Origin of the sequence: Agathobacter rectalis ATCC 33656 (assembly GCF_000020605.1) — a bacterium.
GTDB classification, from domain to species: Bacteria; Bacillota; Clostridia; order Lachnospirales; family Lachnospiraceae; genus Roseburia; species Roseburia rectalis.
The window spans coordinates 1302288-1325282 of sequence record NC_012781.1 but is presented as its reverse complement, the minus strand read 5'-3'; the positions used below and the strand labels follow the sequence as shown (position 1 = coordinate 1325282).

Here is a 22995-nt window from a genome sequence, read left to right as displayed (position 1 = left end):
GAATAGTCCATTAAATGTCTTATGCAAGTGCTGCAGTGATGATAGCCATTGAGTAAACCTCTCCTGCATTACATCCACGAGAAAGGTCATTGATTGGAGCATTGAGTCCAAGAAGGATTGGGCCGTATGCTTCGAAATTACCAAGTCTCTGTGCAATCTTGTATCCGATATTTCCTGCGTTGATGTCAGGGAAGATAAATGTATTTGCATGACCCGCAACCTCAGACTGTGGGCACTTTGTGCGGGCTACACGTGGTGCAACTGCTGCGTCAAACTGGATTTCTCCCTCGATTGGAAGATTTGGATATTTCTCTCTTGCCTTGTGAGCTGCGTTTCTCATCTTGTCAACATCCTCGCCCTTTCCTGAGCCAAGTGTTGAGTAGCTTAAGAATGCAACCTTTGGATCGATACCGAAGATCTTAGCACACTCTGCTGATTCTCCTGCGATTTCAACAAGCTCGTCCTCTGTTGGATGGATATTGATAGCACAGTCGCTCATTGCAAGCACCTCATTCTCACCTGTTGCAGATGGACGAACAAGGATAAAGCATGAAGATACGATTGTGTTGCCAGGCTTTGTCTTGATAAGCTGTAATGCCGGACGAACTGTATCTGCTGTTGAGTATGTAGCTCCTCCGAGAAGTGAGTCTGCGATACCCATCTTTACAAGCATTGTTCCAAAGTAGTTAGCTGATGAAAGAATTCCCTTAGCCTGCTCCGGTGTAACACCCTTGCTCTTACGAAGCTCGCAGAATAATTCAACCATCTCATCCATACGGTCAAAGTTCATAGGATCTATAATCTCTGCTCCACGGATATTGAAACCGCTCTTCTCAGCGCTTGCACTAATCTTCTCAGGATCTCCGACAAGGATAGGATGTAAAAAGTTGCTTGCAAGTAAACGCGAAGCTGCCTCAAGGATACGTGGATCCTCTCCCTCTGTGAATACGATTTTCTTTGGGTCTTTCTTTAATATTTCGATTAACTGACCAAATCCAAACATGATAATGTCTCCTTTATGTATATTATTTATTATTTAAAACTATATCTGGTTTCACACCACTGACTATAATATACTTATTTTTCTCGAATATCAATAATTGTTAAAAGGTTGTCAAGATGTTCGCGAAAAAATCCAATCCATGATATTTCATGGCACAATAAAAGGAACCGGATTAATATTTTCCGATTCCTTTTATAATGATCACTATTTATTCGTTTAAGGAGTATTTATCATACAAAACCGTTTACTCTGCAAGTGCCTTAAATGCCTCATCAAGATCCTCAATTATATCATCCACATTCTCAGTTCCGATTGAAAGACGGATTGTGTTTGGCTTGATGCCCTGATCTAAGAGTTCTGCCTCATTGCACTCTGAGTGTGTGGTAGAAGCCGGATGTATAGCAAGTGACTTAACATCAGCTACGTTTGCAAGCAGTGAGAAAAGCTCAAGGTTGTCAATAAATTTCTGCGCTTCCTTTGCTCCACCCTTAATCTCGAATGTAAATATAGAACCGCCTCCGTTATGGAAGTATTTCTTGTAAAGCTCCTGCTGCTCTTTATCCTCTGAAATAGATGGATGATTAACCTTCTCTACGAGTGGCTGATCCTTTAAGTACTGAACTACCTTGAGTGCATTCTCAACATGACGCTCCACACGAAGCGAAAGTGTCTCAAGTCCCTGAAGGAAGATAAATGAATGAACAGGTGAAATTGTTGCTCCTGTATCACGAAGTAAAATTGCCCTGATATATGTCGCAAATGCTGCCGGTGCGCAATCCTTTGCAAAGCTTACTCCGTGGTATGATACGTTTGGCTCTACAAGCCATGGCCATTTATCATTCTGTGTCCAGTCGAATTTACCGCTGTCAATTATAACTCCACCAATTGTTGTTCCGTGTCCACCGATGAACTTTGTTGCTGAGTGAACCACGATATCAGCACCGTACTCAATCGGACGGACAAGATATGGTGTAGCAAAGGTATTATCTACGATAAGTGGGATTCCTGCCTCATGAGCGATATTTGCAATTTTTTCGATATCTACCACCTCTGAGTTTGGATTTCCGAGTGTCTCTATTTCAATAGCTTTTGTATTCTCTTTTATGGCAGCCTTGATTCCATCATAATCGAATGGATCTACGAATGTAGCCTCAATTCCGTAATCAGGAAGTGTGTGTGCCAAGAGATTGTATGTACCGCCGTAGATATTCTTTGCTGCAACGATATGGTCACCTGCGTGTGCTACTGCCTGGAAAGCATATGTGAGTGCCGCTGCTCCGGAACCAACAGCAAGTGCTGCCACGCCACCCTCGAGTGCTGCAATTCTTCTCTCAAATACATCCTCTGTAGGGTTTGTCAGTCTGCCGTAGATATTTCCTGCATCTCTGAGTCCGAATCTGTCTGCCGCATGCTCACTGTTATGGAACACATATGATGAAGTAAGGTAGATTGGAACTGCTCTCGCATCTGTAACCGGATCAGGTGTTTCCTGTCCTACATGTAACTGTAATGTCTCAAATTTTAAATTTCTGTCTGCATAATGTTTCTTGCTCATATTAATATCCTCCTATTAATGATATGTTAATGTTATTTGTTTTTAATTTTAATTCCGGGATGCTGTTCCCTTGAACTAATCATATCATATCATCTTTCTAGGAAAAGTGTTAATACTTATAACTAAGAGCTTGCTATAAACATATTTTATAACTGCATATTCTTTAAAACATCTGCAAGTTCTCTCGTAGCTGCACCAACGTCCATGTTATTTACTGCATAGTCACATATCTGGCGGTTGCGTTTCTCGGCATCTATGGACAGAATACGAAGTGTCTTTTCTTCTATTGAGTAATCCTGCTCTATGATATCCCGGATTAAAAGCTCCTTGTCACGCGCCACATACACTATAACAGTAGGAAAATGGCGCTTCATGGCAATGGCGCCGCACATGTCAAGCGGCATCACGACAAAGTGTCCCTTTTCAAGCACTGCCTCTATATCCTCCATTTTGGTGCCATATTGTATTCCGGCGTACCTTGTCTTTTCAAAGAAATCCTGTGCATTGAACTCATCCTCCGTCAGGTACCTATGCTTATCTCCGGGCTTGGTACAGTATGTTTTCGGATTCTCAAACTGCTCCATGGCGCACAGGCTGTCTGAGAGCGCTGTTTTTCCTGAGCCTGATGGTCCGACAAGCGCCACAACTGACGGATTTTTTATATTTTTATTTCTATATAATGACGCATTTATTATCTGCTCCACGAGATATACAAACTCTGTGATATTATTAACAGATAAAAGTCCTGTCATTTTTGAATTCCACGGTTTTCTCATGAGCACGGGATACGTGGCCGGTGTCTCAAGCACATTGTGTATGGCATCATCTAAAATTATATCAAACTGCACAAGATTTTTTGCATTGCCAAGTATGATATTTTCTGTTGGGAAATCAGGAAATGCCTCCATTATCTGACTCGCTCTCACTCCCATGAAGCCCGGTGCCACCGCAGTGATAAAATAGACCTCTCCGATATCCATGAGCTTTCTTATCATCCGCTTTGTCTCTTCTGTAGGCTTCTGCCTCTCGTAAAGCGTATTATCCCGGTAAAATTCCTTTATGACAGAGGCTCTGCCGGTATTCTCCCAGGAATCTATATCATCCAGCGCAAGAGGTGGGGTGATATTATATTTTTTGTTTGCCATATCTATGGCTATGCTGTTGAATGGGGCTGTCACATCATCCCAGTCAAGTCCTATTTTAGGTCTTATCATGCTTATCCCTTTCTGTTTCGTAACTATTTATAACAAAAAGACCTGCAACAACTGCAAGTCTTAACAAGTAGCGAGGGAGAGACTCGAACTCTCAACCTCCCGGGTATGAACCGGACGCTCTAGCCAGTTGAGCCACCTCGCCATATTTGATTGATACCTTTAAAAGGATGGGACCTACAGGGCTCGAACCTGTGACCCTCTGCTTGTAAGGCAGATGCTCTCCCAGCTGAGCTAAGATCCCGTGTCACTTCTGTTGAAGTAAAGTAGCGAGGGAGAGACTCGAACTCTCAACCTCCCGGGTATGAACCGGACGCTCTAGCCAGTTGAGCCACCTCGCCATATTGATTGATATCCTTTAAAAGGATGGGACCTACAGGGCTCGAACCTGTGACCCTCTGCTTGTAAGGCAGATGCTCTCCCAGCTGAGCTAAGATCCCATGTCGTCAACCGACTTGATTATTATATACAGTCGGCACCTTATTGTCAACAACTTTTTTTTATTTTATTAAAAAAATTTTTAACTATTCAGAAGTCTCTCCACAAGCTTCACGCACTCTGCCGCATCCTTTGAATATCCGTCGGCTCCTATCTCGTCTGCAAAGCTTTGTGTAATGCAGGCTCCACCGATTACAACCTTGCTCTTACAGCCCTTTTCCTTACATATTTCCACTACATCCTTCATGCGCATCATGGTGGTGGTCATAAGAGCTGACAGTCCGATAACAGCCGCGTTCGTCTCAATCGCCTTGTTGACGATATCCTCACAAGGCACATCCTTTCCCATATCAATCACGTTGTAGCCATAGTTTTTAAGCATAAGCACGACAAGGTTCTTTCCTATATCATGAATATCGCCCTCCACCGTTGCAATGACAAGAGTCGGCATATCATCACCCGAGTCCTTTTTTTCAAGTAACGGCTCCAGATGCTCTATAGCAAGCTTCATGGTATTTGCACTGCCGATAAGCTGTGGCAGGAAATATTTCTTCTGGTTGAAAAGCTCTCCCACCTCATTAATAGCCGGAATCAGGCTGTTATTAATAATCTCGTCAGGCTTTGCCCCATCAGAAAGCATTTTCTTTACTTCATCAATTATACTGCCCTTGTTTCCCTTTAAGACAGCCTGAAATACCGCATCCTTACTGCCCGCTGCGCATGTGCCGTTTGAAGCAGACGCATCATTGTCCGACTTTTTCACAACAACAGTCTCATATTGGGCCTTTTCCTCCGCAAGCCTGCTCATGCGCTCGATGTATGCTATATCGCTGTCAGGTCTGTCGAGCAGCATATCCGATGCAAATGCAGCATTCATCAAAAGCTCCTGTGATGGATTGGCAATAGCCATGGTGAGTCCCTTGCATATGGCCATTGTAAGAAACGCTGTGTTCACGTACATACGCTCAGGCAGTCCGAAGGATATATTTGAAAGGCCGCATATTGTAGGAAGCTTTTTCTCATCCTTACAGTACGCAATGGTCTCATAGCACTCGATTGCGGCCTTTGGATTTGCACCTATTGTCGCAACAAGTCCATCCACCACTATATCCTCATGTGCCATTCCAAGCGAAAGTGCCTTGTCATAAATAGTATTTATAATCTGCTTTTTCTCCTCGACATCCTTTGGCAATCCTGCATCCGAAAGTGGTAAGAGTATGAACATCGCCCCATATTTTGCTGCAAGAGGCAGAAGCTTTTCCATCTTTTCTGTCTCAAGGGAAATAGAATTGATGAGAGCTCTTCCCGGATAAATCTTAAGAGCCTCCTCTATTACCTCCACATAGCTTGAATCAATACAAAGAGGGCAGTCCACTGTTGATGAAACCTCATATATAACCGATTTCATCATCTCCTTCTCATCGATACCATTCATGCCCATATTGATATCAAGTATTCCCGCACCATTTGTCTCCTGCTCCATAGCCATCTGGCGCACCAGGTCAAGCTTTCCCTCACGAAGCTGTGCCTGCAGCTTTTTCTTGCCTGTAGGATTGATTCTCTCTCCGACAACGGTAAAGTTGCCATCTAAGTCAATCTCTACATTCTTTCGTTCAGACGCAAGCACTCTTCTATGATGCTCAAGCGGCTTATGAACAGGCATTGTCTTTACAGCCTCTGTCAGTGCACGGATATGCTCCGGCGTGGTGCCACAGCAGCCTCCTACAATGGATGCACCTGCCTTCACAAGCCCTCTCATCGCATCGGCAAACATATCCGGAGTCATCTTGTATACAGTTTTACCATCCTCAAGCTCCGGAAGCCCGGCATTTGGCTTTGCAATAAGAGGCACTGTAGAGTACTCTGCCATTTTCTCAACCAGAGCTATCATCTCAGCAGGTCCCGTCGAGCAGTTCACACCGATTGCATCCACTCCAAGTGACTGCAGCACAACAACTGCTGTCTCAGGCGGTGTACCAAAAAGAGTCCTGCCATCCTCGTTGTAGGTGAGTGTCACCATAATAGGCAGGTCGCTTACCTCTTTTATCGCAAGCACTGCCGCTCTGCACTCCTGAAGACTCATCATTGTCTCAACCACAAATACATCTGCGCCCGCCTCATCAAGAATCCTCGCCTGCTCCTTGTACACCTCCAAAAGCTCCTCAAACATCAGATCCCCGAGTGGAAAAAGCTGTCTGCCGGTCATCGTCATATCTGCTGCTACAAGTGCCCTATCCCCGACAGCCTGCTTTGACAGGCCAACCAGTGTGGTATTTATCTCGTTAATTTTCTCCTGTAAACCATATTCTAAAAGCTTAATCCTGTTTCCTGTAAATGTAGGTGCATAAACAATATTCGTGCCGTTATCGACATAAGCCTTCTGCAAATCAAGAATCACCTGCGGATGCTCCATCACCCATTCCTCCGGACACACTCCTACCGGCATGCCTGCTGCCATCAGGTTTGTGCCGGTCGCTCCATCCAGGATAACTATGTTTTCTCTGATATATTTTCTGAATTCTTCTCTTGTCATTTCGTTTCCTTTTCTGTTTCAGCTGTTATTCACTCCACAGTGTAAAATATTTCAAAGCAAAAGCTATGTGCTCTTCATCCTTGAAATTTGTGATAATTTATATTATCATTGTAACCGATTTTAAAACACAAAAATCAATAGTCTATTCACCATAATATACTAAAACACTATATTTTTCAAACAAAAGAAAGGATTTCTTATGAAACTTATTGCTTTAGATCTTGACGGAACACTTTTCAACAACAAAAGTCAGATATCCAGGGAAAATATAAAAGCTATAAAAGAGGCAACTGCTGCCGGGATAAATGTGGTCATCTCCACCGGCCGTCCATTCGGAGGGCTGCCGTTTGAGGCAATTAAGGACACCGGCATCCGCTACGCTATTACTGCAAACGGAAGTGCAATCTACGAGATTGACACCAAAAAATGTCTTTACGAAAACTGCCTTTCTGATGAGACAGCGTTTTCAATAATTGATTACCTGATGACAAAGCGCGTTCATATGGATGCCTTCATAAACGGCTGTGGCTATTCTCCGTACAAGTGTCTCGAGGATGCAAAGGATCTCAAAATGCCTCCTTCTATAAAGGAATACATCATGACAACCAGGAAACGTGTGAACGATATCACTGAAATGATGCGCGAAAACAATTACCATATGCAGAAAATGACCATCAATTTCCCAAAGGATGCAGATGATAACTACTACTGCCGCGACGAAGTATTTGAGCACCTGAAAAAAATCCCTGAAATCACGCTTGTAAGCGGTGGCTACGGTAATCTGGAATTCACAAAAGCAGGCGTTGACAAAGGTGTGGCACTTCACAAGCTGACTCAACTCCTGAATATAGCAGCTGATGAGACAATGGCTGTCGGTGACACCGAAAACGACATGGCTATCGTAAAAGCCGCACACATCGGCGTGGCCATGGGAAATGCAACCGATGAGCTTAAGGCACAGGCTGATTACGTCACCGACACAAACGAAAATGACGGCGTAGCCAAGGCTATCCGCCACTTTATGGGTTAATCTCACAAATTTAATATAACGATACCGGTCATATAAGAGTATAATAGTTGTTTAGCGCAAAATAGCTGTTTAACACACAATAAATAATCACCTGTCATATATATCCCCGGAAGCACATATACTTCTAAGACAACATATGACAGGTGATTTTTTGATTGTAAAAAAATATTTATCCAATCCACTTGTGACCGGAACTATTTTTCTGACACTTGCCGGTACAACCAGTCGGTTTATGGGTTTTTTCTTTCGCATATTTCTTAATAACGTCATGGGCTCAACAGGTCTGGGACTCTATCAGCTTGTGATTCCACTCATGTCTGTATGCATGTCACTCTGCTGCAACGGCTTTCAGACTGCTACATCAAAGCTTGTTGCCGAAAAGCCTCAAAACAGGCAGATTATACTCATTTGCGCAATAATTATGTCAGCCACCATTGCTCTTTTACTCACAATTATTATGTATTCCAATGCCAACTACATAAGCCTTTGTATTTTAAGTGAGCCACGCTGCACAGAGCTTGTCAAGGCACTGTCCTTTTCCATTCTGCCCGCCGCTATCCATTCCTGCATAAACGGATACTATTATGGATTGAAAAAGGCAACCATCCCCGCTGCCACACAATTAATTGAGCAGACCGCGCGCATTGGCACCTGCTATCTGATATACGCAATACTATCTGACGGTGGCAGCTGCTTTAAGCCTGTATACTCTATATACGGCATCGTGGCAGGCGAAGCGAGCGCAACCGTCTTTTCTGTTATCACAATAAAAAAAGATTTCTCATACTTTAAAATATCCGTCAAAAGCCTGAAAACAACAGCCTATGGCATGGCTGCGCTTTTCATTCCTTTATCACTAAACTACATATTGGCAAGCTTTTCATCCTCAGTCGAAAATGTGCTTATCCCGAGAACTCTTAAGCTCTACGGACTATCACCGGCATTGGCCCTTGACATATTTGGAACCATTTCCGGTCTCACCCTTCCTGTGCTTTTATTCCCCGGTGTGCTTTGCAGCTGTGCCTGCGTGATGCTTCTGCCATCTGTTTCTGAAGCGAATGCCGCCGGAAAGGATACAAAAATCACAAAAACCATAAACTCCTGTGCCTTATTCGGACTATGCTTTGGTCTTATCTTTACATGCATATTCTATCTGCTGTCGGATTTTATAGGGGATTTTCTTTTTTCATCGAAGCTTTGTGGATATTTCCTTAGAAGACTGTGTTTTCTGTGCCCACTGATGCACATAAGCGGAATGCTCTGCAGCATACTGCACGGTCTGGGTAAAGCAAAGCAGGTGCTCTTTGTCAATCTGCTCACCTGTGCAATAAGAATTCTGATGATTATGCTTCTCGTACCCCACTATGGGATAGATGCATATCTGTGGGCTATGCTTGTGTCGCATGTGTTTGTGACACTTGCTGTCGGGATTCTCACCTGCCACACAGCACACAAATAAAAAAAGCCTGCACATACTCCAGGCATACCGGAATATGTGCAGACTCATAAAACTACAGATTATACACGTGAAAGGTACTCACCTGTTCTTGTATCAATCTTGATAACATCATCTGTCTCAACAAAAAGTGGTACATAAACTGTAGCACCTGTCTCAACTGTAGCAGGCTTTGTAGCACCTGTTGCTGTATCACCCTTGAAGCCAGGCTCTGTCTCTGTAACAGTAAGCTCAACGAAAAGTGGTGGCTCAACTGCAAATACATTGCCCTTGTGTGAACAAACCTTACACATCTCATTCTCTTTTACAAACTTGAGAGCATCGCCAACCTCATCCTTTGGTAAGTCAATCTGGTCATATGTCTCAACATCCATGAAATGATAGAAATCATCATCTGCATAAAGATACTGCATATCCTTACGGTCAATGTGTGCTGTAGGGCATTTCTCTGTTGGACGGAATGTCTTCTCAACAACACCACCACTGATGATATTCTTTAACTTTGTACGTACAAATGCTGCACCTTTTCCTGGTTTAACATGCTGAAATTCGATAATCTGATAGATGTTTCCCTCGAACTCGATAGTAACACCGTTTCTGAAATCTCCTGCTGAAATCATTAGTTACTTCCTCCTTAAATCGTGCGAGCCTAAGCTCTCTCATTCGTCCATTTTACAATAAAAAGCAATACATTTCAAGTATTTATTTTCTATTGCATGAATTTGTATTGGTTTTATATTAGTTTCTAGCCTCGATATCCGATATCATAGCTATTCTCTTTGCGTGTCTGCCGCCCTCAAACTCGGCTGTCAGATAAGCCTTTACGATATCCTTTGCAAGCTCAACACCTACAATCCTCTCACCAAAGGCTATGATATTGGCATTGTTGTGCTGTTTTACAAGGCGTGCTGTGGCTGTGTCTGAGCAAACTGCCGCACGGATTCCGTTGACCTTATTGGCTGCTATTGAGATACCCACACCGGTACCGCATATCAGTATTCCGCAGTCAAACTCGCCCGATGCCACTGCATTAGCCACCTTCTCACCATACTCCGGGTAATTGCAGCTCTCACTTGAATCTGTGCCGAAGTTGGTAACCTCGTGACCCATGCTCTCAACGTACTCCATTATTGTCTTTTTAAGCTCAACTGCTGCGTGATCGTTTCCGATTGCAATCTTCATAATATATATGCCTCCAAATTTTAAATTATTAGTTAAAAATTATTTATTTACTTTCTTTAAATGCTTCTTGTAGCATGCAATTACAGGCTTTTCAATAAAGCGCTTAAGCACAATCTGTATCTCCTCATGTGGGTCAATAGGTGCTACAAGTATTGATCTGATGCCCGTAAGATTAGCTCCGATGATATCTGTAAATATCTGATCTCCCACAAAAAGAGTGTTTTTCGTATCTGTGCCAAGCCTCTCCATTGCTGTACGATAGCCTGATGGCTTGGGCTTTCCTGCCTTGTAGATATACTTTATCCCAACCTGCTTAGCAAAGCTCTTCACACGCGGCTCTTTGTTGTTTGAGAGCACAAGGCACGAAAAACCAAGCTCCTTAAGGTGCTTAAACAAAGCAATCGCCCGCTCATCAGCAGGCGAACCATGAGTCACAAGGGTGTTGTCGATATCAAAAATAATGCCCCTGTAGCCCTCCTTATATAATTTATCAAAATCTATGCTGTATGTCGAGTCAATGTACTCTCCCGGGTATAAAAAACTCATAGTATAAAATTCTCTGTCTCCCTGTTAATCTGTTCATTCAAGGCTGCCTGCTGCATAACCATACCATCCGCACTGCCGACAAAATGCTGATACTGCTGCAATACCTTATCCTTGTCTAAATCGGATACAGCCTTTGCGACATCAAGTGTGCTGATATCACTGTCAGCACCCTTAAGCTCATAGCTCGCATTGGAATCATATGTCTTTGCATAATCAAGCGAGGTAAAGCTCTGCCTTGCCCTTGCAGCCTCATAATCAGCCGTATCATCAGCAATGGATTGCTGTGAAGCTGTGTCATCCACTGCCTGCTTCGAACTCATAATCTGGCTGTTTCTAAGCTCGTTTACCCTTATGGAATTGTATGAATAAAAGCCTTCGCTCGGGCGAATACCGGAAATGTTCATACGCACCTTCCCATCCTGTTTTAAATAAATCCTGCTGCCTAAACACTATTTGGTGTCAAGCATCTTTTTAAGCTCTGTCATAAATGTATTGACATCCTTAAACTCTCTGTAAACTGACGCAAACCTCACATATGCTACCGCATCAAGGTCCTTTAATCTGTCCATAATCAACTCTCCGATGAGTGATGTAGAGATTTCCTTTTCCTCTCTGGCAAAGATTTCTATCTCGACCTCATCTACAAGCTTTGAGATTGTATCTGCTGAAATCGGTCTCTTGTGACATGCAAGAAGCACGCCCTTTTCAATCTTGGAGCGGTCATACTGCTCTCTGTTGTTGTCCTTTTTTATAACGATGAGCGGGATTGTCTCCACCTTCTCATATGTAGTGAAACGCTTGCCGCAATCATCGCACAGCCTTCTGCGCCTGATAGAGCTGTTGTCATCAGCCGGTCTTGAGTCTATTACCCTTGTGTTGTCACTACTGCAAAATGGACACTTCATGCTGTACCCTCCGTAGGTATCATATAGTATGAAGAAGCAAAATATCTTTGTTTCTCATTATAATACTTCAAATCATCATCTGTATTTAAAAAGACCTATACATATTTTAGTATATATATACTAATTTTCGTTGTCAATATGTTTTGTACTGATTTCGACTTTTTTTATATTTTTTTTGTATTTATAAAATCATAACAGCTTGCGCCGCATATCAGACTCACATATATTTACCAATATTATATCGGGTCCAATCTTCACAATCTTAACCCATGGAATACAATATTCATAATCCCTGCAAAATATTCCCATATATTTTCCCGGTCCCGGCACGATAATCGCACAGATTTTGCCACAGACCGGGTCAAACTCCAAATCCCGTACGTGCCCTATGAACCTGCCCTCCTCCACGCTCACAACCTCTTTTTCGCATAAATCCAGAAAACGCATAAAACAGACCTCCCTTGGTCTATCTTATGCGTTTCTTTTTGATTTTGTGCTTATAAAAGCGTTTTATTCATAAAATTATACATTAAATCTGAAAAGAATTACATCTCCGTCCTTAACAACGTACTCTTTTCCTTCCATGCCTACGATGCCCTTTTCTCTTGCGGCTGCAAGGCTTCCGTTGTCAAGAAGATCCTGATAGTTGACTACCTCCGCCTTGATGAAGCCACGCTCGAAATCAGTATGTATCTTGCCGGCTGCCTGTGGTGCCTTTGTACCTTTCTTTATAGTCCATGCACGGCACTCATCCTCTCCTGCTGTGAGGAAGGAAATAAGTCCGAGAAGTGAATAGCTGGCTGCTACAAGCTTATCGAGACCGCTTGACTCAACACCTAAATCCTCAAGGTACTCCTTCTTTTCGTCCTCATCGAGATCTGCAAGCTCCTGCTCAATCTGTGCACAGATAACAAATACCTCTGCGCCCTCTTCCTTTGCCATTTCTCTTACCTTTGCAACATGCGGATTGCTTGCGCCGTCATCTGCGAGGTCGTCCTCTGATACGTTTGCTGCGTAGATGGTAGGCTTTGCTGTAAGGAGATTATATCCCTTGAACCAAAGCTGTGCATCCTCATCATCAGGCACTTCAAAGGTTCTGGCCATCTTTCCGTCCTCAAGATGAGCCTTTACTGCCTCAACAAGCTCAAGCTCCTTTGCAAGTGTCTTGTCCATTCTTGCCTGCTTTGCAATCTTTGCAATTCGCCTGTCAAGAATCTCAACATCCGAGAAAATAAGCTCAAGATTGATTGTCTCGATATCTCTTGCAGGATCTACAGAGCCATCTACATGGATAATGTTTGTATCCTCAAAGCAGCGCACTACGTGTACGATTGCATCTACCTCACGGATATTTGCAAGGAACTGGTTTCCAAGTCCCTCACCCTTACTGGCTCCCTTCACAAGACCTGCGATATCAACAAATTCGATTGTTGCAGGTGTAACCTTCTTTGTGTGATAGAGCTCTCCGAGCTTTACGATTCTCTCGTCAGGCACTGAAACAATACCTACGTTTGGGTCGATTGTGGCAAAAGGATAGTTTGCTGAAAGCGCTCCTGCCTTTGTGAGTGAGTTGAATAATGTAGACTTTCCGACGTTCGGAAGTCCGACGATTCCGAGTTTCATGGTATATATATCTCCTTTAAATTGATTTCATATGTATTTTGTGTATCGGATGTTTGTTGATACAACTATGTAGTGTACCACATTGCAAGAGATTTGTACATAACCTAATATGCAGGAAGGTTTTCACATTTTATTATTCACTTACCATCTCATCACACTTAATCTGCTCGATATGTATGGCAAGGTAGCCTGTCTCATTGTCCAAAAACTCATGATTTAAGTCCTTTCCAAGCTCTTTACATATATCACCTGCCAGTGCGAATGACTCCGGATAATTTTTCTCGATAAACTGATTGAGATCAACCTTTAATTTTTCTCCGGTCGCGGCTCTTGATACCATGTGGCGGATATGGTTCATGAGGCGGTTGTAGGCCATAGTAGTGACATCTATGTGCTTTCCAATCTTTTCCTCTATAAATGTGGCGCATTTTCGAACTGCTGCCGCCATCTCCATGGCATCCGATACCTTTGAATTGTTTAAGGATGTATGAATTACTTCTCGTAGGTGTCAACTGCGTAGAGAGGCTCCCCCGCCTTAATCGGTCCGTCTGTGATGAGGCGGATTTTCTGATTATCTTTTAGCTCTGTGCAGATGACAGGAGTTGTAACTGATGGTGCGTTCGCCTTTAAGTAGTCAAGGTCAAGCTTCATGAGCACATCGCCCTTATTAACATGGCATCCTGCCTCAACCTGTACGTCAAAGCCTTTACCCTCGAGCTTTACTGTATCAATTCCTACATGGATTATCATACCAATTCCTGAGTCGGTTGTAAATCCCAAAGCATGCTTTGTATCAAAAACGAATAAAACAGTTCCATCCTCAGGTGCTACAACCACGCCCTCCTCAGGTGTGACTACTGCTCCGTCACCCATCATTTTGCCGGCAAAAGCCTCATCCGGTGCTGTTGAGAGGTCTGCTGCTATTCCTGTCATAGGGCTTGAGATGATAACTGTGCTTGTCGGCTCTTTGGTGTCAGCAGCGTCCTGTGCTTTATCTGAAACGGTGCTTGAATCTTCTGTTTTTGAATCAGTGGCCGAAGCTGCATTTTCATTCTTCACTTCATCTGCGTCTGCTGTATTATTTTCTGCTGCATCATCCTCGAAATGCTCCTCTGTCACACTCGCAAGATAATCCTCCAGATCTGATTTTATCACTGTTACTCTTGGTCCATAGATAATCTGTACGCCCTGTCCCTTGTGCACGACTCCTGATGCTCCTGTTGATTTAAGAAGCGCATCGTTTACCTTGTCGGGATCAATTACTGTGATACGAAGCCTTGTCGCACAGCAGTCCACATCTGAGATATTGGCTTTGCCGCCGAGACCTCGTGATATAGTCTGCGAGAGCTCGTCTACAGTCGCTTTGTCGTCAGAAGCTTTTGTATCCTTAGCAGCTTTTCTTGCATTTACATCTGCCTTGGTGTAGAGCTTTGTCTCTGTATCGTCATCCTCACGGCCCGGAGTCTTGAAATCAAACTTCTTTATAAGGAAGCTGAAAATAAAGTAATACAGTAAGAAATATACTATTCCCACCGGAATCACGAGCAGCCAGCTTGTCTTTTCATTTCCCTGCAATATACCAAACAGGAAGAAATCAAGTAATCCTCCTGAGAAAGTAAGTCCTACAGCGATGTTTAAAATATGTGCTATCATGTATGCGCTTCCTGCGAGCACTACCTGTACTGCAAAGAGAGCCGGTGCTACGAAAAGGAATGAGAACTCAAGAGGCTCTGTGATTCCTGTAAACATACATGCAAGTGTTGCAGAAAGTAAAAGGCTTCCTGCCTGTTTTTTCTTTTCCGGCTTTGCACATTTATACATTGCAAGTGCTGCTCCCGGAAGTCCAAAAATCATGAAAATGAACTCTCCCGAGAAATATCTTGTGGCATCGGCACTGAAATGTGCGATATTTGCAGAGTCAGCAAGCTGTGCGAAGAAGATGTTCTGTCCACCCTCAACCATATGTCCTGCAACCTCCATTGTTCCACCGACTGCTGTCTGCCAGAACGGCATGTAAAATACATGGTGCAGTCCGAATGGAATAAGAGCTCTCTTTATAATACCAAAGAGAAGTGTTCCGAAATATCCTGTTCCTGTCACCACTCCGCCGAGTGCATAGATTCCGTTCTGCACTGTCGGCCAGATAAAATACATTAGGATTCCTACAAACAGATATGCCACGGTTGAGATGATAGGCACAAATCTTGTTCCACCGAAAAATGACAATGCATTCGGCAGCTCAATCTTGTAGAAACGGTTGTGCAGTGCTGCCACTCCCAGTCCTACAATAATTCCGCCAAACACACCCATCTGCAATGACTGGATACCACATACTGATGTGATGGTTCCATCAAGCACATCCTTTGCAATGCTTCCGTCTGCAAGGATTTTTCCGGAAATCTTGAGCATCGCATTGATTGATACATTCATAACAAAGTATGCTATGACTGCTGAAAGTGCTGACACCTCTTTTTCCTTCTTTGCCATTCCGATTGCTACTCCGACCGCAAAAATGAGCGGAAGGTTATCGAATATGGCACTTCCGACCGCATTCATGATTACAAGAAGTGCATGGAGTATAGTCTTATCCCCGAGCAGCCACTGTAAACCATAGGTCTCAATTGTTGTGGTGTTGGTGAATGAGCTTCCTAGTCCTAAAAGCAAGCCTGCTACCGGAAGGATTGCGATTGGAAGCATGAAGCTTCGTCCTACTCTCTGCAGGACACCAAAAATTTTGTCTTTCATGAGCTTTTCCTCCTATAAATGCAGGGTATGTACCGATTTGCACCTATCATTCTTTTTTGCTCCAGCGACAAAAAGGAGGCACTTATCATACACTAACCCTGTTAAAAGTTATGTACGACAAATGCCTCCCTAAAAGTAACACGTCTGTTAAAGTTTATATCACAGAAGCTTTATCATTTCAACACAATTTTCCCAACGAATTTATTTTTTGTTAATCATGCTGTTTTTATACATGTTTTTTTGTGAATTATGTCTAATGTCTTTTTTCTCCAGACGCCTCCATGTTTCCATCACCATAAAGCATTCTTCCCCCGTGATGCCCTCTGATGAATACACAGCCTTTTGTATGATGCGCATGTACTCGTCCCAGTGGATTCCGCAATAATCCGGTCCGCAGTATTTTTCCTTAAGGTTAGCCAGATAAAGCTCATCTGTCCTGTTTTTTGAAGGATGTCCCAGTCCTTTGTAGATGCGGTTGTTTATCATTATTGCAGCCCTGCTGTAACGGCATTTTTTCACCCTTTTTTCAAGTCTTGCTTCCCACAAAATATTTCTTCGCCTTTTGATATAAACTATGATGGCTGTAAGTGCAGTCAGAAAAATCACACAGAGTGAGGTTTTTAAAATCACCGGTGGTATATGAAGTCTCGTTTTTGAGTTCTGAGCATCTGTACGTTTATCCGCACCTGACTGTGAACCATAAGCCTTCTCACTGCCATCACCTGATGTACTGTTTGCTGCAGCTTTTGATGTATCATCTTTTGCTGTGTCATCATTTTCTGCATCTGTATTTTTTGTATCTTCATTTGCAGCATCTTCATCTGCCGCAGTATCATTCATATGCTCACTATCATTATAAGCAGCACCGGTGTTTGTTTTCTTTCCGTTGACACCAATATAGTCAAACGGATTCTCACCTGTCACATACTCAAAATATCCCGGTGTCATCTCCACCGGAATCCATCCGAAATCATCCAGATATATTTCAACCCAAGCATGCGACTGCGAATCCTTCACCTCACATATATCCTCATCATTTTCACCGGATTTGAAGCTGTCCTCCTTTGCACAGTATCCGCTTACATAACGGCATGGAACGCCCATCTGTCTGAGTATCATCGTGCCAGCCGATGCAAAATGCACACAAAAGCCCTGTCTGCTATTTGAGAGGAAATTTTCAACTACATCCTTACCACCTGTGGAAGGAGGATTTTTGCTGTACTTAAAAGCCTTCGATGTCAGAAACTGCTGCACCAGCTGTGCTGCCGCAATCCTGTTGGCATCATTTTCTCTTATATAGCCTGTATACATCATATTGCTTGTGAGCTGTCCTGTCCTAAGAAGCCACTTTGCATCTTCCGCAACAATCCCGTCACCACCCTGCTTTGCAGTATAGTTTTCCATTACATAATTATTGTATGCCGCATAGAAATCATTATTGACCTCAAGAGGCTGCTCCGGCTCAAGGATAGACATTTCCAGACTACCATCGAAAAAGCCGGGGCACGCCGACACCTCGATAGTCTTTGTCCCTTTATCCTTTGTGATAAAAAAGTCTTCGTCAAAATCTATATCACCCTTGGCATCTATACTGTATGGGTCTATACAGTACGGTAAATAGGCGTATTTGGTGGAAAGCTTCTCCATCGTGATTGTATACTTTTCGGTGGCCGGATTGGTCTCATCATCATAATAACCATCAAGCAGCGTTGCTAATCCGATTGTAGTCTGCCAGGCTGTCATCCTTGAAGCATCATGATACTCTTTTTCCATCCCGGAAAAATCAGACTTTTTAATCCATCTGCCATTCTCATAGGTATCACCGTAGAAGCTTCTCAGATAAATATTAGAAGGTGCGCCTGATGATGCTTCTACCGTCATCACTGTTTTTTCACTGTAGCTTGGATAGTGATTACTAACCGTGCCATCCTGTAAATCAATCCCCACGCTGAAGAATGATTTTACGCTGCCCTCCAAATCCTTTTGAAAGGCAAGCATCTGTGGCTTTTTATCGGCAAGTGTATCAGCAAGAGGTTTAAATGAAAATACACATATGAAAAGTACTGCAGACACCGCCGCCATGTATAAAAACGCCGCCGCTATCCTTAAAGCCTCATTGCCCTGTGCACTGCCATTTGCATCATATCCTGCCACTGTGCGTGCGTTGCCATCTGCGATAAGACACCAGAGTGTACACAGCGTGAGCATAACAACCTCGCTGACACTTGGGCTTTTGCCTATGCACAGCTGTACCGCAAGCATAAGCGTTGGAAATAATGTGAGCATGCGTTTTCTTTTAATTTGAACCGCCAGTGTCACCAGCAAAAGCATAACTATAAACGATACAAAGCCAACAAACGCCCCCGCAAAGGCTTTATCGCCCTTTGGACAGACAAATGAAGTGCCATAGTACACATTTATTATCTCAAGATACCTGCCCTTTACATACAAAAAGCCGTCTTTTATATGCTCTGCAGCCTGCCAGTTTGCAATAAACACTCCAAGCACAAATACAAGCAGCAGCCCCGTATTTATCGCATGGCGCACCCATTTTCTTGTGTCAAGCGATGTAAGCCTGTTTATAAAGCCGCTTATCACCGAAAAAATAAACAGCCACACATACACATAATATGGGCATCTCACATGTGAAACGGTCGTATTCACAACAGACACTGCACACACCGTAAGAAGTACTGCTGCAGCTGCATTGGCAAGTTCAGTAAGCAGGACACCAAGCACTGTAAATACATTATTATAATCAGGCTTTATCTCATTTGTATCAGATCTCTGCCATCTGCTTTTCCTAAATGACAATCTCGTTTTTTTCATCCGCTCTGCCAACTATCTCCTCTCCCCTTTTTATCTGAAGTCTTCCGTCCACACTAAGCAGACACACAAGCTTTTCTGCCCGGTACTTTTCCTCATACAAAAAAAGTGCATCATTTTTTGTATCCGGCTTTATTTTAAGAAAACTGTTCAAAAATATGTAAAAGCCCTCCTCGTCATCCACTCTGGCTCTCACAATATCGTTTATGGCGGTATCATACCACGCCACATAATGAGAGCATTTTTGATCCATAAGCGAAAAGGAAAGTGAGACAAGAAGCTTCATAAATGCATCCGTCTGTCTGCCCTTCTTTATCCCCTTTAAGTCTGCGACTATGGCCACGGCACATGCCTTTGGCAGGCTGTTTTCCTTTACCATCAGCTCATCAGTCCTTGCAGAAAGCTTCCAATGCACACTCTGCAGCCTGTCACCGTTTTGAAACTCTCTGACATCAAACAGCTCCGACGGATCATATCCGGGTCTTAAATCATCATAGATATCAGAATCCCCAAAGAAATTTCTCACTCTGTCCGTTATCCTGACAGGAATCTCATCAATCTGCGGCATCACCTCAACATTTGCATATTTTTTAACTCTTTTCGTGACATAAAAAAGCCTTGAAAAGTCATATAGCTTTATCCTTACAAGCTCAAATTCATAATTGCCGCACAGGTTCACGCTGTACAAAAAATCACTGCCTCCTGACAGCCATTTTGTACTTTTTTCGCCGGATAAATTATTTTTCACCGTTACACGGTATTTTACACCATAAAAGCCTGCCTCCTTCAGCCGGCAGGAAAGACTCACCCTGATACTCTCGCCCTGTGTGGCGATAGCTATCGGAATGTTTATAGCTGCCACCGCCCGGTGCGCCTTTACAAGCAATGCTATAAATGTCAGCACCATAAACACACACATAAAGCAGCCAAGCAGTGCCAGCGCAGCATTACCGTATATCATCGACATATAAAAAACTATTGCCGCAGTAATTATTCCTATCAAAAAACTAATCACGATTACCTGCCTTTTTCACATAAGTTGTCGGCTGTTTTACAGCCTTTAGTATCTCATCTATCACTGAAAGCTCTGATACGTGTGATACTCTCGCCTTGGTATTTAGCACGATTCTGTGCTTTGTCACATCCGCAAATACAGAAACCACATCAGATGGTATGACATAGCTTCGCCCACTCAGATACGCATATGCCTTTGCCATCCTAACACACGCAATCGTACCTCTCGGACTCACTCCAAGCTCAATGTACGGACTTGTCCTTGTCGCATCAACCAGATCCACAATGTACGAATAAATACTGTCATGTATAAACACCTGTTCAACCTCTCCCTGCATCTCAACAAGTCCCTGTGCATTCATAACAGGCTTTATCGTATACTCATCAGCCTTCACACTTTTGCCCTTTGCGATATCCACCTCTGCCTCATGTGAAGGATATCCCATGCTCATACATATCATAAACCTGTCAAGCTGTGACTCCGGCAACAACTGTGTACCGGCGCTGCCCTTTGGATTTTGAGTGGCCATCACTATAAACGGCTCCGGGACCTTCCTGCTTATTCCATCCACAGTGACATTTCCCTCCTCCATAACCTCCAGGAGCGCAGACTGTGTTTTGGGACTTGTTCTGTTAATCTCATCTGCCAGAAACAGATTACACATCACGGCACCCTCGCGGTACACAAACTCTCCGGTCTGCTTCTGATACATCGAAAAGCCAAGTATATCAGCAGGCAGCACATCCGGAGTGAACTGTACTCTGTGATTCACAAGCGCCATCGCCCTTGAAAAAGCTACTGCAAGCGTAGTCTTTCCCACTCCCGGCACATCCTCAAGCAGTATATGTCCACCTGCCAAAAAGGCAGCAAATGCCTTGATGATACAATCATCCTTGCCCTTTACTGCCTTTTTTACTTCGTCTATCACTAACTGTGCATTATTCATTTGTCTTATCCCCCGGTTAATCATTTTAAACTGCCGATGATCATCTTCATCATCTTATTCATAAACAGCTATATATATTTTACATATTTAGTATCAATATTTCAACTTTTATCCCTTAAATTAAACAATTCTTAAAATTAATCACCTCTGCCGCTACACTGTTCCGGTGATGACAAGTGTGCTCTCACCCGGTGTGACAATCCACGCACCGGTTGTGCTATCCTGTGTGTAGGTTGCAGCCGGAACAGTGATTGCACCTGCCGTGCTCGAAAATGTGCCTGTCGCCTCATTGTAAGTGTAATCTGTAGCTGCGGTCCAGGCTGTGCCGTTTAATGCGGCTGTAAGATTGTTCAAAACCGGAGCAAATGTGTCTGTTATAACCACGCCTGTGGTATTGGTTGCCGCAACGCTTCCGTAGTTTTGAATCCTGAAGGTATAGGTCAGTGTACCGTTTTCCGTCACAGGAACAGGGCTTACTGACTTAGTAATTGCAAGATTTGGTGCAGCCTCGGCATTTACTGTCTCTGCTGCTGTGACCGGAGTGATTCCTGTGCCGCTTACTGTAGCGGTGTTTGTGACAGATGCCTCTGTGCCAAGAGGAGCATACTCATTTAACGCTGCCTCATAGATGACAGTTGCATTGCCACCTGCCGGGACATTTATGCCTGTTATGCTAAGAGGCGGTCCCTGGGTTACTGCAGGCGCTGCCTGGAGTGTGCCGTTTGTATAGTATTTTGTGGTATTATTCACATAGGTTAATGGTACAAGAGTGTTGGTGTTAAAGGTATAAGCACCTAGATTGTCAGAAAGTGTCAGACCGTTTATCGCGGTATTTCCGGAGTTTACGATGCTCACCACATAGGTTATTGTATCGTTTTGATTGTAGGTGTTTTTGACTGCTGTTTTCGTAGCAGAAAGCACCTCCAGTATTTCTCCGACTGCTATATTTGAATTGGCTACATTGTTGCCATAACGAAGCTGTGCCTGATTAGTAAATCGTGCCATATATTTTCCATCCTTTCATATATTCAGGTATGGTTTAATATATGACACAAATCTACAAATGCCACAGATTATTTACTGTCCTGTTTATTTTTCTCCACATCAGCCTTTTTGATAAGCTCCAGAAGCTTTTCAAGCTCCTCCTCATCCACGCCGGTGTAGCCTGAAAGCTCACTAAGACTCGGCTCGAAACCCTTATCGGATTTTAGTTTCTCCACTGCACGGTTTACTAATGAAACCTTTCCTACCACAGTATTCTCGCTCTCATCCTCACCGGTCTGCTCCCTGATACACTCTTTCATAGACTCCTCTATGGCATCCAAAAGCTCTTTTTCCACATCTATCTCATCCCCGCAGCCACAGAGCTCAGTAAGGCACATGAAAAGTCCCATGTTTCCCTCCTGTACTACGTCCTCAAAGCCCTCTGATGTAACGGCAAGCTTCTTTGCCATGGCAAGCACACTTTTGAGCCAGAAATTTGATATAGTGTGTATCACACTCTCATCACCTGCAAGCAGCTTTTTGTACATATCGTCCTGCTCGGCCTTTGTGTAATCAGGTATCTCTTCAAGCTCCTCAAGATACATCCTAAACATAGGTGAATCCGGGATAAGGCTGTCCTCGTCTATATCAGGCTCAGCTTCATTATCCTGCTTGGCCTTATTATTCTTTCCACCTGCTATGGCAGCCATCGAATCTCCTTCTGAGTAAATTATATTGTTCAATGCAGCATTTTCAGACGATTCATCCCCATGTAATTCGTCCTCATGTGATTCATCCTCATAATCGCCTGCACTCTCATTCTCCTGCTCATGCGGTGTGATGAGAAATTCAAATACCATATCCTCCTGCGCCTTATTAAGCTCCATATCCTTAAAATAAGACATGATTTCATCTCTGCCTATCGGCTCCGCTGATGTCCTGATAATCTCGGCCACGCTCTGCACTGTCTCTATAAAGGTATTCTGGTCTAACATAT

Annotated in this window: 20 protein-coding genes and 4 tRNA genes; 2 read left to right on the top strand and 22 right to left on the bottom strand. The window is 43.4% G+C overall.

Annotation, left to right across the window (positions count from 1 at the left end; genetic code table 11):
- Positions 1 to 19 precede the first annotated feature (19 nt).
- The 8 genes from pta to EUBREC_RS06385 all read right to left on the bottom strand — a co-directional run bounded on the left by pta (position 20) and on the right by EUBREC_RS06385 (position 6740).
- Positions 20 to 1003, bottom strand: coding sequence for a phosphate acetyltransferase (pta, locus tag EUBREC_RS06420; RefSeq protein WP_012742297.1), 984 nt, complete (start codon positions 1001 to 1003; stop codon positions 20 to 22).
- A gap of 244 nt (positions 1004 to 1247) precedes the next feature.
- Positions 1248 to 2558, bottom strand: coding sequence for an O-acetylhomoserine aminocarboxypropyltransferase/cysteine synthase family protein (locus tag EUBREC_RS06415; RefSeq protein ID WP_012742296.1), 1311 nt, complete (start codon positions 2556 to 2558; stop codon positions 1248 to 1250).
- Positions 2559 to 2704: 146 nt separating this feature from the next.
- On the bottom strand, positions 2705 to 3772 hold the full coding sequence (locus EUBREC_RS06410; protein ID WP_012742295.1) for a 5' nucleotidase, NT5C type: 1068 nt from the start codon (positions 3770 to 3772) through the stop codon (positions 2705 to 2707).
- 68 nt (positions 3773 to 3840) lie between these two features.
- Positions 3841 to 3914: transfer RNA gene (locus tag EUBREC_RS06405), tRNA-Met, on the bottom strand.
- A gap of 26 nt (positions 3915 to 3940) precedes the next feature.
- A tRNA-Val gene (locus tag EUBREC_RS06400) sits at positions 3941 to 4013 on the bottom strand.
- Positions 4014 to 4036: 23 nt separating this feature from the next.
- A tRNA-Met gene (locus EUBREC_RS06395) sits at positions 4037 to 4110 on the bottom strand.
- Between the two features lie 26 nt (positions 4111 to 4136).
- A tRNA-Val gene (locus tag EUBREC_RS06390) sits at positions 4137 to 4209 on the bottom strand.
- A gap of 80 nt (positions 4210 to 4289) precedes the next feature.
- A complete protein-coding gene (locus tag EUBREC_RS06385) occupies positions 4290 to 6740 on the bottom strand; it encodes a homocysteine S-methyltransferase family protein (RefSeq protein WP_012742294.1) in 2451 nt (816 codons plus the stop codon).
- A 199-nt stretch (positions 6741 to 6939) separates the two neighbouring features.
- Here EUBREC_RS06385 and EUBREC_RS06380 point away from each other — a divergent pair, with 199 nt between their 5' ends.
- Both EUBREC_RS06380 and EUBREC_RS06375 read left to right on the top strand, forming a co-directional pair.
- Complete coding sequence (locus EUBREC_RS06380) at positions 6940 to 7770, top strand: Cof-type HAD-IIB family hydrolase (RefSeq protein ID WP_012742293.1); 831 nt, start codon at positions 6940 to 6942, stop codon at positions 7768 to 7770.
- A 151-nt stretch (positions 7771 to 7921) separates the two neighbouring features.
- On the top strand, positions 7922 to 9229 hold the full coding sequence (locus EUBREC_RS06375; protein WP_306719122.1) for an oligosaccharide flippase family protein: 1308 nt from the start codon (positions 7922 to 7924) through the stop codon (positions 9227 to 9229).
- A gap of 59 nt (positions 9230 to 9288) precedes the next feature.
- On the opposite strand, the gene efp is transcribed toward EUBREC_RS06375, so the two are convergent.
- From efp to EUBREC_RS06305, 14 genes are all read right to left on the bottom strand, one after another.
- Entirely contained in the window at positions 9289 to 9846 is a 558-nt protein-coding gene (efp, locus tag EUBREC_RS06370) for an elongation factor P (RefSeq protein WP_012742291.1), read from the bottom strand.
- A 118-nt stretch (positions 9847 to 9964) separates the two neighbouring features.
- On the bottom strand, positions 9965 to 10408 hold the full coding sequence (gene rpiB, locus EUBREC_RS06365) for a ribose 5-phosphate isomerase B (protein ID WP_012742290.1): 444 nt from the start codon (positions 10406 to 10408) through the stop codon (positions 9965 to 9967).
- A 39-nt stretch (positions 10409 to 10447) separates the two neighbouring features.
- On the bottom strand, positions 10448 to 10954 hold the full coding sequence (locus tag EUBREC_RS06360; RefSeq protein WP_012742289.1) for a YqeG family HAD IIIA-type phosphatase: 507 nt from the start codon (positions 10952 to 10954) through the stop codon (positions 10448 to 10450).
- On the bottom strand, positions 10951 to 11358 hold the full coding sequence (locus tag EUBREC_RS06355; protein WP_012742288.1) for a hypothetical protein: 408 nt from the start codon (positions 11356 to 11358) through the stop codon (positions 10951 to 10953). Before EUBREC_RS06355 ends, EUBREC_RS06360 begins: the two co-directional genes overlap by 4 nt.
- Before the next feature lie 45 nt (positions 11359 to 11403).
- Positions 11404 to 11859 carry a transcriptional regulator NrdR gene (gene nrdR / locus EUBREC_RS06350; RefSeq protein ID WP_012742287.1) on the bottom strand — a complete coding sequence of 152 codons (456 nt, stop codon included), beginning with the start codon at positions 11857 to 11859 and terminating at the stop codon, positions 11404 to 11406.
- 189 nt (positions 11860 to 12048) lie between these two features.
- The gene (locus EUBREC_RS06345) at positions 12049 to 12306 is read right to left on the bottom strand and encodes a YlmC/YmxH family sporulation protein (protein WP_012742286.1); all 258 of its coding nucleotides are present in this window, start codon (positions 12304 to 12306) and stop codon (positions 12049 to 12051) included.
- Between the two features lie 75 nt (positions 12307 to 12381).
- Positions 12382 to 13482, bottom strand: a complete 1101-nt coding sequence (gene ychF, locus EUBREC_RS06340; protein WP_012742285.1) for a redox-regulated ATPase YchF — start codon at positions 13480 to 13482, stop codon at positions 12382 to 12384.
- A 133-nt stretch (positions 13483 to 13615) separates the two neighbouring features.
- Positions 13616 to 13930 (bottom strand): PRD domain-containing protein, encoded by a 315-nt coding sequence (locus tag EUBREC_RS06335; RefSeq protein WP_306719115.1) that lies wholly within the window; start codon positions 13928 to 13930, stop codon positions 13616 to 13618.
- A gap of 44 nt (positions 13931 to 13974) precedes the next feature.
- The gene (locus EUBREC_RS06330) at positions 13975 to 16227 is read right to left on the bottom strand and encodes a PTS sugar transporter subunit IIABC (protein WP_012742283.1); all 2253 of its coding nucleotides are present in this window, start codon (positions 16225 to 16227) and stop codon (positions 13975 to 13977) included.
- 201 nt (positions 16228 to 16428) lie between these two features.
- Positions 16429 to 19056, bottom strand: coding sequence for a transglutaminase-like domain-containing protein (locus EUBREC_RS06325; RefSeq protein WP_012742282.1), 2628 nt, complete (start codon positions 19054 to 19056; stop codon positions 16429 to 16431).
- Complete coding sequence (locus EUBREC_RS06320; protein ID WP_012742281.1) at positions 19031 to 20068, bottom strand: DUF58 domain-containing protein; 1038 nt, start codon at positions 20066 to 20068, stop codon at positions 19031 to 19033. Before EUBREC_RS06320 ends, EUBREC_RS06325 begins: the two co-directional genes overlap by 26 nt.
- Positions 20061 to 21014, bottom strand: a complete 954-nt coding sequence (locus EUBREC_RS06315; protein ID WP_041253991.1) for an AAA family ATPase — start codon at positions 21012 to 21014, stop codon at positions 20061 to 20063. Before EUBREC_RS06315 ends, EUBREC_RS06320 begins: the two co-directional genes overlap by 8 nt.
- 153 nt (positions 21015 to 21167) lie before the next feature.
- Positions 21168 to 22019: a COG1361 family protein gene (locus EUBREC_RS06310; protein ID WP_012742279.1), complete on the bottom strand. Its 852-nt coding sequence runs from the start codon at positions 22017 to 22019 to the stop codon at positions 21168 to 21170.
- A 68-nt stretch (positions 22020 to 22087) separates the two neighbouring features.
- Positions 22088 to 22993, bottom strand: a complete 906-nt coding sequence (locus EUBREC_RS06305) for an RNA polymerase sigma factor RpoD (protein ID WP_012742278.1) — start codon at positions 22991 to 22993, stop codon at positions 22088 to 22090.
- Positions 22994 to 22995 lie beyond the last annotated feature (2 nt).